24 protein-coding genes are annotated in these 14,145 nt (G+C 61.4%); all 24 read left to right on the top strand.

Annotated features, from left to right (window positions below; translation table 11 throughout):
* The first annotated feature begins 46 nt into the window (after positions 1-46).
* The 24 genes from fusA to secY all read left to right on the top strand — a co-directional run bounded on the left by fusA (position 47) and on the right by secY (position 14,142).
* Entirely contained in the window at positions 47-2,122 is a 2,076-nt protein-coding gene (fusA, locus tag AK2_RS12485) for an elongation factor G (protein ID WP_067934895.1), read from the top strand.
* Positions 2,123-2,141: 19 nt separating this feature from the next.
* Positions 2,142-3,329, top strand: coding sequence for an elongation factor Tu (gene tuf / locus AK2_RS12480; RefSeq protein ID WP_067934893.1), 1,188 nt, complete (start codon positions 2,142-2,144; stop codon positions 3,327-3,329).
* Positions 3,330-3,609: 280 nt separating this feature from the next.
* The gene (rpsJ, locus tag AK2_RS12475) at positions 3,610-3,918 is read left to right on the top strand and encodes a 30S ribosomal protein S10 (protein ID WP_026962531.1); all 309 of its coding nucleotides are present in this window, start codon (positions 3,610-3,612) and stop codon (positions 3,916-3,918) included.
* Between the two features lie 102 nt (positions 3,919-4,020).
* Complete coding sequence (gene rplC / locus AK2_RS12470; RefSeq protein WP_067934888.1) at positions 4,021-4,653, top strand: 50S ribosomal protein L3; 633 nt, start codon at positions 4,021-4,023, stop codon at positions 4,651-4,653.
* Positions 4,654-4,674: 21 nt separating this feature from the next.
* Positions 4,675-5,295 carry a 50S ribosomal protein L4 gene (rplD, locus tag AK2_RS12465; protein WP_067934886.1) on the top strand — a complete coding sequence of 207 codons (621 nt, stop codon included), beginning with the start codon at positions 4,675-4,677 and terminating at the stop codon, positions 5,293-5,295.
* Positions 5,295-5,585, top strand: a complete 291-nt coding sequence (rplW, locus tag AK2_RS12460) for a 50S ribosomal protein L23 (protein ID WP_067934884.1) — start codon at positions 5,295-5,297, stop codon at positions 5,583-5,585. Before rplD ends, rplW begins: the two co-directional genes overlap by 1 nt.
* Before the next feature lie 36 nt (positions 5,586-5,621).
* Complete coding sequence (gene rplB, locus AK2_RS12455; protein ID WP_067934881.1) at positions 5,622-6,452, top strand: 50S ribosomal protein L2; 831 nt, start codon at positions 5,622-5,624, stop codon at positions 6,450-6,452.
* An 83-nt stretch (positions 6,453-6,535) separates the two neighbouring features.
* The gene (rpsS, locus tag AK2_RS12450; RefSeq protein ID WP_026962536.1) at positions 6,536-6,817 is read left to right on the top strand and encodes a 30S ribosomal protein S19; all 282 of its coding nucleotides are present in this window, start codon (positions 6,536-6,538) and stop codon (positions 6,815-6,817) included.
* A gap of 25 nt (positions 6,818-6,842) precedes the next feature.
* Positions 6,843-7,193, top strand: a complete 351-nt coding sequence (gene rplV / locus AK2_RS12445) for a 50S ribosomal protein L22 (protein ID WP_067928130.1) — start codon at positions 6,843-6,845, stop codon at positions 7,191-7,193.
* A 6-nt stretch (positions 7,194-7,199) separates the two neighbouring features.
* Positions 7,200-7,862 (top strand): 30S ribosomal protein S3, encoded by a 663-nt coding sequence (gene rpsC / locus AK2_RS12440; protein WP_067928127.1) that lies wholly within the window; start codon positions 7,200-7,202, stop codon positions 7,860-7,862.
* Between the two features lie 2 nt (positions 7,863-7,864).
* Positions 7,865-8,302 carry a 50S ribosomal protein L16 gene (rplP, locus tag AK2_RS12435; RefSeq protein WP_067928124.1) on the top strand — a complete coding sequence of 146 codons (438 nt, stop codon included), beginning with the start codon at positions 7,865-7,867 and terminating at the stop codon, positions 8,300-8,302.
* Positions 8,289-8,486, top strand: coding sequence for a 50S ribosomal protein L29 (gene rpmC / locus AK2_RS12430; RefSeq protein ID WP_067934879.1), 198 nt, complete (start codon positions 8,289-8,291; stop codon positions 8,484-8,486). Before rplP ends, rpmC begins: the two co-directional genes overlap by 14 nt.
* Before the next feature lie 19 nt (positions 8,487-8,505).
* Positions 8,506-8,766, top strand: coding sequence for a 30S ribosomal protein S17 (rpsQ, locus tag AK2_RS12425; protein ID WP_067934877.1), 261 nt, complete (start codon positions 8,506-8,508; stop codon positions 8,764-8,766).
* A 30-nt stretch (positions 8,767-8,796) separates the two neighbouring features.
* Positions 8,797-9,165: a 50S ribosomal protein L14 gene (rplN, locus tag AK2_RS12420; RefSeq protein WP_067928115.1), complete on the top strand. Its 369-nt coding sequence runs from the start codon at positions 8,797-8,799 to the stop codon at positions 9,163-9,165.
* A gap of 29 nt (positions 9,166-9,194) precedes the next feature.
* Complete coding sequence (gene rplX / locus AK2_RS12415) at positions 9,195-9,515, top strand: 50S ribosomal protein L24 (protein WP_083521165.1); 321 nt, start codon at positions 9,195-9,197, stop codon at positions 9,513-9,515.
* 26 nt (positions 9,516-9,541) lie between these two features.
* Positions 9,542-10,084: a 50S ribosomal protein L5 gene (rplE, locus tag AK2_RS12410; RefSeq protein WP_067934875.1), complete on the top strand. Its 543-nt coding sequence runs from the start codon at positions 9,542-9,544 to the stop codon at positions 10,082-10,084.
* Positions 10,085-10,113: 29 nt separating this feature from the next.
* Positions 10,114-10,299, top strand: coding sequence for a type Z 30S ribosomal protein S14 (locus tag AK2_RS12405; RefSeq protein WP_026962545.1), 186 nt, complete (start codon positions 10,114-10,116; stop codon positions 10,297-10,299).
* Between the two features lie 20 nt (positions 10,300-10,319).
* Positions 10,320-10,718 carry a 30S ribosomal protein S8 gene (gene rpsH, locus AK2_RS12400; RefSeq protein WP_067934873.1) on the top strand — a complete coding sequence of 133 codons (399 nt, stop codon included), beginning with the start codon at positions 10,320-10,322 and terminating at the stop codon, positions 10,716-10,718.
* Between the two features lie 22 nt (positions 10,719-10,740).
* On the top strand, positions 10,741-11,280 hold the full coding sequence (gene rplF / locus AK2_RS12395; protein ID WP_067934871.1) for a 50S ribosomal protein L6: 540 nt from the start codon (positions 10,741-10,743) through the stop codon (positions 11,278-11,280).
* Positions 11,281-11,309: 29 nt separating this feature from the next.
* Complete coding sequence (rplR, locus tag AK2_RS12390; RefSeq protein ID WP_067934869.1) at positions 11,310-11,678, top strand: 50S ribosomal protein L18; 369 nt, start codon at positions 11,310-11,312, stop codon at positions 11,676-11,678.
* Between the two features lie 19 nt (positions 11,679-11,697).
* Positions 11,698-12,195 (top strand): 30S ribosomal protein S5, encoded by a 498-nt coding sequence (gene rpsE / locus AK2_RS12385; protein ID WP_067934866.1) that lies wholly within the window; start codon positions 11,698-11,700, stop codon positions 12,193-12,195.
* Between the two features lie 13 nt (positions 12,196-12,208).
* Positions 12,209-12,403, top strand: coding sequence for a 50S ribosomal protein L30 (rpmD, locus tag AK2_RS12380; RefSeq protein WP_067928100.1), 195 nt, complete (start codon positions 12,209-12,211; stop codon positions 12,401-12,403).
* A gap of 13 nt (positions 12,404-12,416) precedes the next feature.
* Complete coding sequence (rplO, locus tag AK2_RS12375; RefSeq protein ID WP_067934954.1) at positions 12,417-12,860, top strand: 50S ribosomal protein L15; 444 nt, start codon at positions 12,417-12,419, stop codon at positions 12,858-12,860.
* A gap of 1 nt (position 12,861) precedes the next feature.
* Positions 12,862-14,142, top strand: a complete 1,281-nt coding sequence (gene secY, locus AK2_RS12370; RefSeq protein ID WP_067934863.1) for a preprotein translocase subunit SecY — start codon at positions 12,862-12,864, stop codon at positions 14,140-14,142.
* Positions 14,143-14,145 lie beyond the last annotated feature (3 nt).

The raw sequence follows: 14,145 nt of genomic DNA, 5'->3' as shown, positions 1-14,145 counted from the left end.
TGAACGCCGCAAGCAAGAGAGCACAGAGGCGGAAGGAGGGTGTTCATTGGCTCGGCAGTTTCCTCTGGAAAAGACGCGCAACATCGGCATCATCGCGCACATCGACGCGGGCAAAACGACGACGACGGAGCGCGTGCTTTTCTACACTGGCCGCGTGCACAAGATCGGCGAAGTGCACGAGGGTGCCGCGACCATGGACTGGATGGCCCAGGAACAAGAGCGCGGCATTACGATTACGTCGGCCGCGACGACCTGTCAGTGGCTCGGCCACCGCATCAACATCATTGATACGCCAGGCCACGTAGACTTCACGGTCGAGGTGGAGCGCTCGCTGCGCGTCCTCGACGGAGCCGTCGGGGTGTTTGACGCGAAAGGTGGCGTCGAGCCCCAGTCCGAGACGGTCTGGCGGCAGGCGGACAAGTACCACGTGCCACGCATCGCGTACGTCAACAAGATGGACATCATCGGCGCAAACTTCCTGGATTGCGTCGAACAGATGAGGACGCGGCTGGGTGCCAACGCGGTGCCGATTCAACTGCCGATTGGCGCCGAGGACTCGTTCGTGGGGCTTGTGGACCTGGTCGAGAACCGGGCCATCATCTACACGGATGACCTGGGCACGACCTCGGAGACGCGCGAGATTCCCGATGACATGAAGGAGTTGGCGGCGGAGTACCGCACGAAGCTGATTGAGGCGGTCGCCGAGTTGGATGAGGACCTGATGATGAAGTACCTCGAGGGTGAGGAGATCACCGTCGAGGAGCTGAAGGCGGGTATCCGCAAGGGCACCTGCTCGGTGCAGCTGTTCCCGGTGTTGTGCGGATCGTCCTATCGCAACAAGGGTGTGCAGCCGATGCTTGACGCGGTGGTGGACTATCTCCCCGCGCCGACCGATGTGCCGGCTATCAAGGGGACAACCCCTGACGGAGAACCGGTCGAGCGCCACTCTTCGGACGACGAGCCGTTCGCAGCGTTGGCGTTCAAAATCATGACGGATCCGTTCGTCGGCAAGCTGGCCTTCTTCCGCGTGTACTCGGGCACGCTGGGCAACGGATCGTACGTGCTCAACTCGACGAAAGGCAAGCGGGAACGCATTGGCCGCATCCTGCAGATGCACGCTAACCACCGCGAAGAGATTGACATGGTGTACGCCGGCGATATCGCGGCCGCGGTGGGCCTGAAGGACACGACGACAGGGGACACGCTCTGCGACGAGAAGAATGTCGTCATCCTGGAATCGATGGAGTTCCCGGAGCCGGTCATCAACGTCGCCATCGAGCCGAAGACCAAGGCCGACCAAGACAAGATGGGCCTGGCGCTGGCGAAGCTGGCCGAGGAAGACCCGACGTTCAAGACCTGGACGGACCAGGAGACGGGTCAGACCATCATCGCGGGCATGGGCGAGCTGCACCTGGAGATCATTGTCGACCGTTTGCAGCGGGAGTTCAAAGTCGCCGCCAACGTGGGTCAACCCCAGGTGGCGTACAAGGAAACCATTACCCAGCCGGTCGACCAGGAGGGCAAGTTCGTCCGCCAGTCGGGCGGCCGCGGCCAGTACGGACACGTCAAGATTACTCTCGAGCCGCTGGAGCGCGGCGCGGGCTACGTGTTCGAGAACAAGATTGTCGGCGGCGCCATCCCGAAAGAGTACATCCCTGCGGTCGACGAGGGCATCCGCGAGGCGATGCAGAACGGCGTCCTGGCCGGGTACCCGATGCTCGACATGAAGGTGACGCTCTACGACGGGTCGTATCACGAGGTGGACTCCTCGGAAATGGCGTTCAAGATCGCCGGATCGATGGCGCTCAAAGCAGGCGCCCAGAAGGCGGGGCCCGTACTGCTCGAACCGATCATGCGGGTCGAGGTGACGGTGCCCGAGGAGTACATGGGCGACATTATGGGCGACATCAATTCTCGGCGCGGCCGGGTCGAAGGCATGGAGGCGCGGGCCGGAGCCCAGGTGATTCGCGGGTATGTACCGCTGGCGGAGATGTTTGGGTACTCGACCAGTCTGCGGTCGCGGACCCAAGGCCGCGGTACCTATACTATGGAATTTTCTCGGTACGAGGAAGTTCCGAAGAACATCGCCCAAGAGATCATCGCCAAACACAAAGGCGAATGAGAAAAAGGAGTGAATCTTGATGGCAAAAGAGAAGTTTGACCGCAGCAAGCCCCACGTAAACGTCGGGACGATTGGTCACGTTGACCACGGCAAGACCACGCTTACGGCCGCCATCACGACCATCCAGGCGCAGAAGGGCAAGGCCCAGGCGCAGAAGTACGAGGAGATCGACAAGGCTCCGGAAGAGCGCGAGCGCGGTATCACCATCAACACGGCGCACGTGGAGTACGAGACGGACAAGCGTCACTATGCGCACGTGGACTGCCCTGGCCACGCCGACTACGTGAAGAACATGATCACCGGCGCAGCGCAGATGGACGGCGCCATCCTGGTTGTCTCGGCTGCTGACGGTCCGATGCCGCAGACCCGCGAGCACATTCTCTTGGCCCGTCAGGTGGGTGTGCCGTACATCGTCGTGTTCCTGAACAAGTGCGACATGGTCGATGACGAAGAGTTGCTCGAACTGGTCGAGATGGAAGTCCGCGAGCTGCTGAACGAATATGAGTTCCCTGGCGACGACATCCCGGTCATTCGTGGGTCGGCCCTGAAAGCCCTCGAAGGCGATCCGGAGTACGTCAAGAAGATTGAGGAACTGATGGACGCCATCGACGATTACATCCCGACTCCGGAGCGCGACACGGAGAAGCCGTTCCTCATGCCGGTCGAAGACGTGTTCACCATCACCGGTCGCGGCACGGTGGCCACTGGCCGTGTGGAGCGCGGTGTGCTCAAGGTCGGGGACGAGGTCGAGATTGTCGGCCTCCGCGACGACGCCCTGAAGACGGTCGTCACCGGTGTCGAGATGTTCCGCAAGTTGCTCGACCAGGCGCAGGCCGGCGACAACATCGGCGCCCTGTTGCGTGGTATTGAGCGCAAGGACGTCGAGCGCGGCCAGGTCATTGTGAAGCCTGGCTCCATCAAGCCGCACACGAAGTTCAAGGCTGAGGTGTACGTCCTGACGAAGGAAGAAGGCGGCCGCCACACCCCGTTCTTCAACGGTTACCGCCCGCAGTTCTACTTCCGGACGACGGACGTGACCGGTGTCGTGAACCTGCCGGAAGGCACCGAGATGGTGATGCCTGGTGACAACGTGACGATGGCGGTGGAACTGATTTCGCCTATTGCTCTCGAGGAAGGCACCCGCTTCGCGATTCGCGAAGGCGGCCGCACGGTCGGCGCGGGCGTCGTAAGTTCCATCGAGGCGTAAGAAGACGCACCGCGAACCGGTCGGCCACCGGCCGGGAAGGCGCAAGAAAGAAGGCGAGGGGAGCCCCCTCGCCTTCTTTCCATGCAGGCTTCTCTGCGACGGCTTAGCCTGGCGGCAGGCTGGTCTTGTGTTCCCGGCGGTCCTTTAGTATAATTTCGCATGTTGGTCTCTTACGGCGATGAGGCCGGAGGTTGCCTATGTGCCCATGGCCATATGGGGCACCACTAGGGTTGCTTCGGGGGAGCCAGTCCACGAGATTGGGCGACGAGGGGGGAAACATATGGCGAGGCAGAAAATCCGCATTCGATTGAAGGCGTATGATCACGAAATTCTCGATCAATCGGCCGAGAAGATTGTCGAGACGGCGCGGCGGTCGGGCGCTGGAGTGTCCGGGCCGATTCCGCTGCCGACGGAGAAGCAGGTCATCACGATTCTGCGCGCTCCGCACAAGTATAAGGATTCGCGCGAGCAGTTCGAAATGCGTACGCACAAGCGGCTGATCGACATCCAGAATCCGACGCCGCAGACGGTCGATTCGCTCATGCGTTTGGATCTGCCGTCGGGCGTGGATATCGAGATCAAGCTGTGAGTTGAATCCACGGCGTAAGATGCACAAAATTGGCCTGCGGCATGCGCCGGCGCCTGCGCGCGGTGCGCCGTGGGAGTGGACTTGTTTGTAGGGGGTGCAGACATGAAGGGCATCTTGGGTCGCAAGCTCGGCATGACCCAGGTCTTTGACCAGGAAGGCCGAGTGGTGCCGGTCACCGTGATTGCGGCTGGGCCGTGCATCGTTCTCCAAAAGAAGACGCCCGAGACCGACGGCTACAGCGCCATCCAAATTGGCTATGGCGATAAGAAGCCAAACCGCGCGACCAAACCGGAGCAGGGGCACGCGGCGAAAGCAAACACGGCGCCGAAACGGTACGTCCGCGAGCTGCGCGGCGTCGATGTGGATGCCTATGAGGTCGGGCAGCAGCTGCGCGCGGACGTGTTTAGCGAAGGAGACGTCGTGGACGTCATCGGGGTCTCCAAAGGCAAGGGGTATGCTGGCCCCATCAAACGGCACAATCAGGCGCGTGGACCGATGGCGCACGGCTCCAAGTACCATCGCGGGGTCGGATCGCTGGGTTCGATTGCGCCCAACCGCGTGTTCAAGGGCCAGACCATGGCTGGCCGGATGGGCGGTGAGCGGACGACGGTGCAGAACCTGACGGTGGTGCGCGTGGACGCGGAGCGCAACCTGTTGCTCATCAAGGGTTCCATTCCGGGGCCGAAAAACTCGTTCGTCACGGTGCGCAGTGCTGTCAAGGCGACTACGAAATAACCTTTGAAAGGAGGCAGACCGATGCCGAAGGTGACCGTGTACAACATGGCCGGCGAACAGGTGGGCGAGATCGAGCTGTCGGAGAAAGTGTTCGCTGCGCCGGTGCGCTCGGATTTGATGCACCAAGTTGTGTTGATGTACCTGAACAACGCCCGCCGTGGCACGCACAGCAGCAAGGGGCGCTCGGAAGTGCGGGGCGGTGGCCGCAAGCCGTGGCGTCAAAAGGGAACCGGCCGCGCCCGGCAGGGGAGTATCCGCGCGCCGCAGTGGAAAGGCGGTGGCGTGGTGTTCGGGCCCAAACCGCGCGAATACACCATGAAGCTGCCTAAGAAGGTGCGGCGGGCGGCGTTGTACAGCGCGCTGAGTTCGAAGGTGGGCGAAGGCAAGTTGGTCGTCCTCGACAACCTGGAGCTGCCGGAGATTAAGACGAAACACGTGGTGGCGTTGCTGCAGCGGTTGGAACTGAACAAGCCGCTGATTGTCGACGCGCAGGTCGACGAGAAGGCGTTGCTGTCTGCCCGCAACCTGCCTGACGTGAAGTATATCTCGGCGGGTAGCGTGAACGTGTATGACGTTCTCCGTCACGACCACCTGGTCCTGACCCGTGACGCCGTCGAGAAGGTCCAGGAGGTGTTCGCGTAATGGACCCGAGAGACCTCATCAAGCGTCCGGTCATCACCGAAAAGTCCACCGAGTTGATGGAGCAGAACAAGTATGTGTTCGAGGTGGACAAACGGGCCAACAAGACGGAAATCCGCCAGGCGGTGGAAAAGCTGTTTGGCGTCAAGGTATTGAAGGTCAACACCCTGCGTGTGCCGGGCAAAACCAAGCGGGTGGGGCGTTTCGTCGGCCGCACCCCGGAATGGAAGAAGGCTATCGTGACCTTGCGGCCGGATTCGGAACCGATTCGCATCTTTGGCGAAGAGTCCTGATCCGCGACCAATCGGCAACAGAAGGAGGTTGGAACGGTGGGTATCAAAAAATATCGGCCGACGTCTCCCGGACGCCGCTTTATGTCGGTGTCGACGTTCGAGGAGATCACCACAGACAGGCCGGAGAAATCCCTGTTGGCGCCCTTGAAGAAGCGCGCCGGGCGCAACAACCAGGGCAAAATTACGACCCGCCACCACGGCGGCGGCCACAAGCGCCGCTATCGCATCATCGACTTTCGTCGCAACAAGGACGGGATTCCCGCCAAGGTTGCCACGATTGAATACGATCCGAACCGCAGCGCGCGCATTGCGTTGCTTCACTACGCGGACGGGGAGAAGCGCTACATTGTCGCGCCGCACGGGGTGAAGGTCGGCGACGTGCTGATGAGCGGGCCGGACGCGGATATCCGTCCTGGCAACGCGCTGCCGCTGGCCAATATCCCGGTCGGCACGGTGATTCACAACGTGGAGCTCAAGCCGGGCCGGGGTGCTCAGCTGGTGCGGGCAGCCGGGGCGTCGGCGCAGCTGATGGCCAAGGAAGGCGACTACGCGCACGTCCGTCTGACCTCGGGTGAGGTGCGCCTGATTCGCCTGGAATGCCGGGCCACCGTGGGACAGGTCGGCAACCTGGATCATGAGAACATCCGCATCGGTAAGGCGGGTCGATCCCGCTGGTTGGGCCGGCGCCCGACTGTCCGCGGTGTCGTGATGAACCCGGTCGACCACCCGCACGGTGGTGGTGAAGGCAAGGCGCCCGTCGGCCGTAAGTCGCCCATGTCTCCCTGGGGCAAACCCACTCTCGGCAAAAAGACGCGCAAGAAGAACAAGCCGTCTGACAAGTATATTGTCCGCCGCCGCAAGAAGTAAGGTCCTGGCTTGGCCGTCGACGGCGGCCGGGCGGACTCGGTCATATGGAAAAGACTTCGGCTATGCGGAAAGGAGGCTGCACCTTGGGACGTTCGTTGAAGAAAGGGCCGTTCTGTGACGCGTATCTGCTTAAAAAGGTGGAGGAGCTGAACAAGACCGGCGAAAAGCGGGTGATCAAGACGTGGTCGCGCCGTTCGACCATTTTCCCGCAGTTTGTCGGCCATACCTTCGCCGTTCACGATGGGCGCAAGCACGTGCCTGTGTACATCACGGAAGACATGGTCGGTCACAAGCTGGGCGAGTTCGCCCCCACCCGCACGTTTAAAGGACACGCCGGCGACGACCGCTCGTCTCGCTCGCGTTAACCGGAATTGAAAGGATGGTGACATCATGGAAGCGGCACAGACTCGTGCGCGTGCCAAATACATCCGCATCGCTCCCCGCAAGGTGCGCTTGGTCGTGGACCTGATTCGCGGGAAGCGTGTCGGCGAGGCTTTGGCCATCCTTCGCCTCACCCCGCGCGGCGCCTCGCCGGTGGTGGAGAAAGTGGTGCGTTCGGCCATTGCCAATGCGGAGAACAACCACAATATGGACGTCAATCGTCTCTACATCAAAGAGGCCTATGTCGATCCGGGCCCGACCTTGAAACGGTTCCACCCGCGGGCGCAGGGTCGTGCGTACAGCATCATGAAACGGACCAGCCACATCACGGTCGTGGTGGCCGAGAAAGAGGAGGGATAAGACGGCATGGGTCAAAAGGTGAATCCGGTCGGTTTACGCATTGGCATTATCCGGGACTGGGAATCCAAGTGGTACGCGGATAAGAAAAACTATCAGGATCTGCTGCACGAAGACCTGAAGATTCGCGAGTACATCGCCAAGCGCCTAAAGGACGCGGCGGTGGCCGAGGTTGACATCGAGCGTGCGGCTAACCGCATCAACGTCATCATCCACACCGCGAAGCCGGGCATGGTGATTGGCAAGGGCGGATCGGAAGTGGATGCCCTGCGCAATGCGCTCAGCGCCTTGACCGGCAAGCGGGTGCACATCTCCATCTCCGAGATCAAACAGCCGGATCTGTCTGCCCGTCTGGTGGCGGAAAACATCGCGAGCCAGTTGGAGCGGCGCGTCGCCTTCCGCCGCGCCATGAAGCAGGCCATGCAGCGCTCTCTGCGCGCCGGTGCGAAAGGTGTCCGCGTGCAGGTGTCGGGCCGTTTGGGCGGTGCGGAAATCGCGCGCACGGAGGGCTATTCGGAAGGGACAGTGCCTTTGCACACGCTGCGGGCGGATATTGACTACGCGTTGGCGGAGGCGCATACGACGTACGGGCGGATTGGAGTGAAGGTGTGGATTTACCGCGGCGAAGTGCTGCCCAAGCGCCGCCGGACCACTGAGGAAGGGGGCAACTGACAATGTTGATGCCAAAGCGCGTGAAGCACCGCAAGGAGCACCGCGGCCGCATGAAGGGTGTCTCCAAGGGCGGCAACGAGGTGACTTTCGGCGAGTACGGGCTGCAGGCGCTGGAACCGGCGTGGGTGACCAACCGCCAGATTGAGGCGGCCCGTATCGCGATGACCCGTTACATCCGGCGCGGCGGCAAGGTCTGGATTAAGATCTTCCCGAGCAAGCCGGTGACGCAGAAGCCAGCCGAAACCCGCATGGGCAGCGGCAAGGGCTCGCCGGAGAAGTGGGTCGCGGTGGTGAAGCCGGGCCGGGTGCTGTTTGAACTGGCCGGGGTGAGCGAAGAGGTCGCGCGGGAAGCGATGCGTTTGGCCGCACACAAGCTTCCCATCAAGACGAAGTTCGTCAAGCGCGAAGAAGTGGGTGGTGAAGCGGATGAAAGCCAGTGAGCTGCGCAACTTGTCCACCGAGGAGATTGAGAACAAGGTCAACGAGTTGAAGGACGAACTGTTCAACCTGCGTTTCCAGCTGGCGACCGGCCAGTTGGAGAATCCGATGCGCATCCGCCAGGTCCGCAAAGACATCGCGCGCGCGAAGACGGTTCTCAAAGAACGCGAACTCGGAATCGGTTGATTCGAAAGGGGGATGTCGGATGGAGCGGAACTTTCGCAAGGTGCGCGTAGGCAAAGTGGTCAGCGACAAGATGGACAAGACCATTGTCGTGGCCGTGGAGGAACGCGTCATGCACCCGTTGTACGGCAAGACGGTGCGCCGGACGAAGAAGTTTAAGGCGCACGACGAGAACAACGAGGCGAAGGTAGGCGACGTGGTGCGCATCATGGAGACGCGCCCGCTCTCCAAGGAGAAGCGCTGGCGCTTGGTCGAAATCGTGGAGAAGGCTGTTATCCTGTAAGGATAGTGGTCGCTGGGAGGAGGTCGGACGATGATTCAACCACAGACCCGATTGGTCGTGGCGGACAACACCGGCGCGAAGGAAATCATGTGCTTCCGCGTGCTGGGCGGGTCCAACCGCAAGACGGCGAACGTTGGCGATGTGATTGTCGCTTCTGTGAAGAGCGCAACACCCGGTGGCGTTGTCAAGAAGGGCGACGTGGTCAAGGCTGTGATTGTGCGCAGCAAGCGCGGCCTGCGGCGTCCGGACGGATCGTACATCCGGTTTGACGAGAACGCGGCCGTTATCATCCGGGAAGACAAAAGCCCGCGCGGAACCCGCATTTTCGGACCGGTGGCACGCGAATTGCGCGACCGAGACTTCATGAAAATCATCTCCCTGGCGCCGGAAGTGCTGTGAGCCAGGGGCGCAGGATTGGGGGTGCCAGGATGCCGAAGCTGCACGTGAAGACCGGCGACAAGGTGATTGTCATCGCCGGCAAGGACAAGTCAAAGACGGGCAAGGTGCTCAAGGTGTTCCCGAAACGGGGCCGAGTGCTGGTGGAGGGCGTGAACATCGTCAAGCGTCATACGAAGCCGAACTTCAAGTACCCGGAGGGCGGCATTATTGAGAAGGAGGCGCCGATTCACGTCTCCAACGTGATGCACGTGGATCCCAAGACTGGAGCGCCTACACGCATTGGGCACAAGGTGCTGGAAGACGGGCGCAAGGTGCGTTACGCGAAAAAGTCTGGCGAAGTGATTGACTGAGTAGCCAGGTGAAAGGAGGGACCCCGGTGGCCCGTTTGCAGGAGTACTACAAGAACCACGTGGTCGGCGATTTGATGAAGCAGTTCAACTACAAGTCCATCATGCAAGTCCCGCGGATTGAAAAAGTCGTGGTCAACATGGGACTGGGCGAAGCGGTGCAGAACCCGAAGGTCATCGACGCTGCAGTGGACGACCTGACCCGCATCACCGGGCAGAAGCCGGTTGTCACGCGGGCGAAGAAGTCGATTGCCCAGTTCCGCATCCGCACCGGCATGCCGATTGGCGCCAAGGTGACGCTGCGCGGCGAGCGGATGTACCACTTTCTCGATAAATTGATGAACGTCGCCCTGCCGAGGGTGCGTGACTTCCGCGGCGTGTCCCCGCGCGCGTTTGACGGCCGCGGCAACTACACCCTGGGTCTGCGCGAACAGTTGATCTTCCCGGAGATCGACTACGACAAGGTCGACAAGGTGCGAGGGCTGGAAGTGGTGGTTGTGACCACGGCGAAGACGGACGAAGAGGCGCGGGCGCTGCTGACCGCGATGGGAATGCCGTTTCGACGTTCCTGAGTCAAATTGAACTTGGGAGGATTGATGACGTGGCAAAGAAGTCGATGATTGCCAAGGCCCAGCGCAAGCCGAAGTTCAGCACACGGGCGTACACGCGCTGCCGCATCTGCGGGCGGCCCCACTCGGTGCTGCGCAAGTTTGGCATCTGCCGCATTTGCTTCCGCAACCTGGCCTACAAGGGTCAATTGCCGGGCGTGAAAAAGGCGAGCTGGTAAGAGGAAGGAGGTATTTGACGATGGTGATGACGGACCCAATCGCTGACATGCTGACCCGTATCCGCAACGCCAACGCGGTCGGGCACGACAAAGTTGAAGTCCCGGGTTCCAATCTGAAGCGAGCGGTGGCGGAGATCCTCAAGCGCGAAGGGTACATCCGGGACGCGGAGTTCATCGCGGACGACAAGCAGGGCATCATCCGCCTGTTCCTCAAGTACGGACGCAATCAGGAACGGGTGATCACGGGCCTGAAGCGGATCTCCAAGCCGGGGCGACGGGTGTACGCCTCGCGGGACGAGATTCCTCGCGTGCTGGGCGGCCTCGGCATCGCAATCCTGTCGACTTCCAAGGGCGTTGTGACGGACAAAGAGGCGCGCAAGTTGGGGGTCGGCGGCGAGGTTATCTGTTACATCTGGTAAACTGCAGGACGGAGGTGCAAACATGTCCCGAATTGGCCGGAAACCGATTCAAATCCCGTCCGGTGTGGAGGTCACCTGCCAGGGCCAGGAGGTTGTGGTCAAGGGCCCCAAAGGCACGTTGACCCGGCGCATCCACCCGGACATGAAGGTGGTCGTGGAGAACGGGCAGATTGTCGTCGAGCGCCCGAGCGACAACAAGTTGCACCGCAGCCTCCACGGCACCACGCGCAGCGTCCTGGCCAACATGGTGGAGGGCGTGACGAACGGATACAGCAAGAGCCTGGAACTGGTCGGCGTCGGCTACCGTGCGGCCAAGAGCGGCAACAAGGTGACTCTGTCGCTGGGCTTCTCCCACCCTGTCGTGCTCGATCCGGTCGAGGGCATTGAGATGGATGTGCCCGCGGCGAACAAGCTGGTGATTCGCGGCATCGACAAGGAGCTGGTCGGCGAGTACGCGGCCAAGGTCCGCAGCATCCGCAAGCCGGAGCCGTACAAGGGTAAGGGCATCAAGTACGAGGACGAAGTGATCCGGCGGAAAGTCGGTAAGACTGGTAAGAAGTAAGCGGACGTTCGCAGGAAGGAGGGGCTGGCATGATAAGCAAGGAAGATCGGAATCTGGCTCGCAAACGCCGGCATTTGCGGGTGCGCAAGCGCGTCTCCGGGACCCCGGAGCGTCCCCGTCTGAATGTGTACCGCTCCAACAAGCACATCTATGCCCAAGTCATCGACGACGTGGCCGGCCACACGCTGGTGAGCGCGTCCACGCTCGACCCGGAGCTGCGTGAGCAGGTGCACAACGGCGGCAACGTGCAGGCGGCCGAGAAGGTCGGGAGCCTGGTCGCGAAGCGGGCGCTGGAAAAGGGCATCGAGAGCGTCGTGTTTGACCGCGGCGGCTATCTCTATCACGGACGGGTGCAGGCGCTGGCGGAAGCGGCGCGTGCGGCTGGACTGAAATTCTGAGCGAAAGGAAGGTGTCGTTGTGCGTATAGATCCGAATCAACTGGAACTGTCGGAGAAGCTGGTCACGGTCAATCGCGTGTCCAAGGTGGTCAAGGGCGGCCGTCGCTTCTCGTTCTCCGCTCTGATTGTCGTCGGCGACGGCAACGGACACGTGGGCGCTGGCCTGGGCAAGGCGTCGGAAGTGCCGGAGGCCATCCGCAAGGCGGTGGAAGACGCGAAGAAGAATCTGATCCAGGTGCCGATGAAGGGCACCACCATCCCACATGAGGCGATAGGCCACTTCGGCGCGGCGCGGGTGCTGATTAAGCCGGCTCCGGAAGGCAGCGGTGTGATTGCCGGCGGCCCGGCACGCGCGGTGCTCGAATTGGCAGGCATCAAAGACATCGTCACCAAATCGTTGGGATCGCGCAACCCAATCAACATGGTGCACGCGACGCTGGACGGCCTCATGCAGCTGAAGCGGGTGGAAGAGGTGGCGCGCCTGCGCGGCAAGAGCATCGAAGAAATCCTGGGATAAAGGAGGGTCAGCGATGGCGAACAAACTGGCGATCACCCTCAAACGCAGTCCCATTGGTCGACCGGAGCCGCAGCGCCGCACCGTGCGTGCTCTGGGCTTGCGCAAGGTGAATGAGACGGTTGTGCACGACGACAGCCCGACCATACGCGGTATGGTCGACAAGGTGGTCCATCTGGTGGACGTCAAAGTTGTCGAGTCGAATGGATGAGGAGGTGGCTTACGTGCAGCTTCATGAACTGAAGGGGAACAAAGGCGCGCGCCACAGCCGCAAGCGTGTGGGGCGCGGCAGCAGTTCGGGCATGGGCAAGACCTCGACGCGCGGCCAGAAAGGTCAGTGGGCCCGTTCGGGTGGCGGCGTCCGGCCCGGTTTTGAGGGCGGTCAGACGCCGCTGTTCCGGCGCCTGCCCAAGCGCGGCTTTTCAAACGCCAGGTTCCGCAAGGAGTACGCTATCGTGAACCTGGCGCAGCTGAACGATCTTCCGGAGGGCACCGTGGTCACGCCGGAGTATCTGCAGGAACAGCGGATTGTGCGTGACCTCAAGGACGGACTGAAGGTGCTGGCCAACGGAGACCTGACGGTGAAACTGACGGTGCGGGCGCACGCGTATTCGGCTGCTGCCAAGGCGAAGATTGAAGCGGCAGGCGGCACCGCTGAGGTGATCTGAGTTGCAGACCTTCCTGAACCTGTGGAGGCTCAAGCACCTGCGGCGGCGTATTCTGTTCACTCTGTTCATGATAGCCGTCTATCGGATTGGCACTTACATTCCGGTGCCGGATATGAACACGGCGCTGTTGAACAATCCTAGCAACCAGAACCCGCTGTTCGACCTGTTGAACATGTTTTCGGGCGGTGCCTTTTACCGCTTCTCAATCTTTGCGATGAGCGTGACGCCGTACATCACGGCGTCCATCATCGTGCAGTTGTTGCAGACCGGCGTAATTCCCCGGTTTGAAGAGTGGAGCAAGGAGGGGGAGGCGGGTCGGCGCAAGCTCACGCAGGTGACGCGCTACCTGACCGTAGCGTTGGGTTTGGTGCAGGCCGCAGGGCTGACATTCTCGTTCCACAGGGGAGGCCTGCTTTACGAGGACACTTGGTGGTGGTACATCCTCATCGTCATCGCGCTGACAGCCGGAGACACCCTGTTGATGTGGTTTGGCGAGATGATCACGGAAAAAGGGGTCGGCAATGGCATCTCCATCATCATTTTTGTCAGCATTATCGCGCGTCTTGGCCAGCTTGGCCAGGAGATCTACTCGAACTGGTTCGTCCCCAATCCCGGCGAATGGTTCATGAACGGGCTCAAGGTGCTTCTGCTGGCGGCTGGGGTCGTGTTGATCTTCGGGTTGATCGTGTTTGTGCAACAGGCGGAACGCAAGATTCCGGTGCAGTATGCGAAGCGGGTGGTGGGCCGCACGGTCTATAGCGGCCAACAGACGCACATTCCGCTCAAGGTGAACGCGGCCGGCGTGATCCCGGTCATCTTCGCCAGCTCGTTGCTGATGCTCCCCTATATGGCGGCGACGTTCTTCCAGCACCGGGCGTGGGCGGAATGGGTCATGCGCTACTTGTACCCGAACTCAGGGTGGTTTATCGCGGCGGAGGTCGTGTTCATCATCCTGTTCACGTTCTTCTACACGCACGTCCAGATCAATCCGCAGCAACTGGCCGAACAGCTGCAAAAGCACGCGGGGTACATCCCGGGGGTGCGGCCGGGAGAGGACACGGAGCGGTACATTGTGCGGGTGGTCAACCGGATCACAGTGTTTGGCTCTGTCTTTTTGGGGGGCATCTCGGTCTTGCCGTTCCTGCTGTTGTCAGGGGCGGGTCTAACCTCTGTTTACTTCGGCGGCACATCGCTGCTCATCCTTGTCGGTGTCGCTTTGCAGACGCTGCAGCAGTTGGAGGGGCAGCTGTTGCAACGCCACTATCGCGGGTTCATCCGTTGATCA

The sequence above is a fragment of the Alicyclobacillus kakegawensis NBRC 103104 genome (assembly GCF_001552655.1).
Lineage (GTDB): Bacteria > Bacillota > Bacilli > Alicyclobacillales > Alicyclobacillaceae > Alicyclobacillus_G > Alicyclobacillus_G kakegawensis.
The sequence above is the reverse complement of the archived record's forward strand: the minus strand, read 5'-3'. Positions and strand labels throughout refer to the sequence as shown.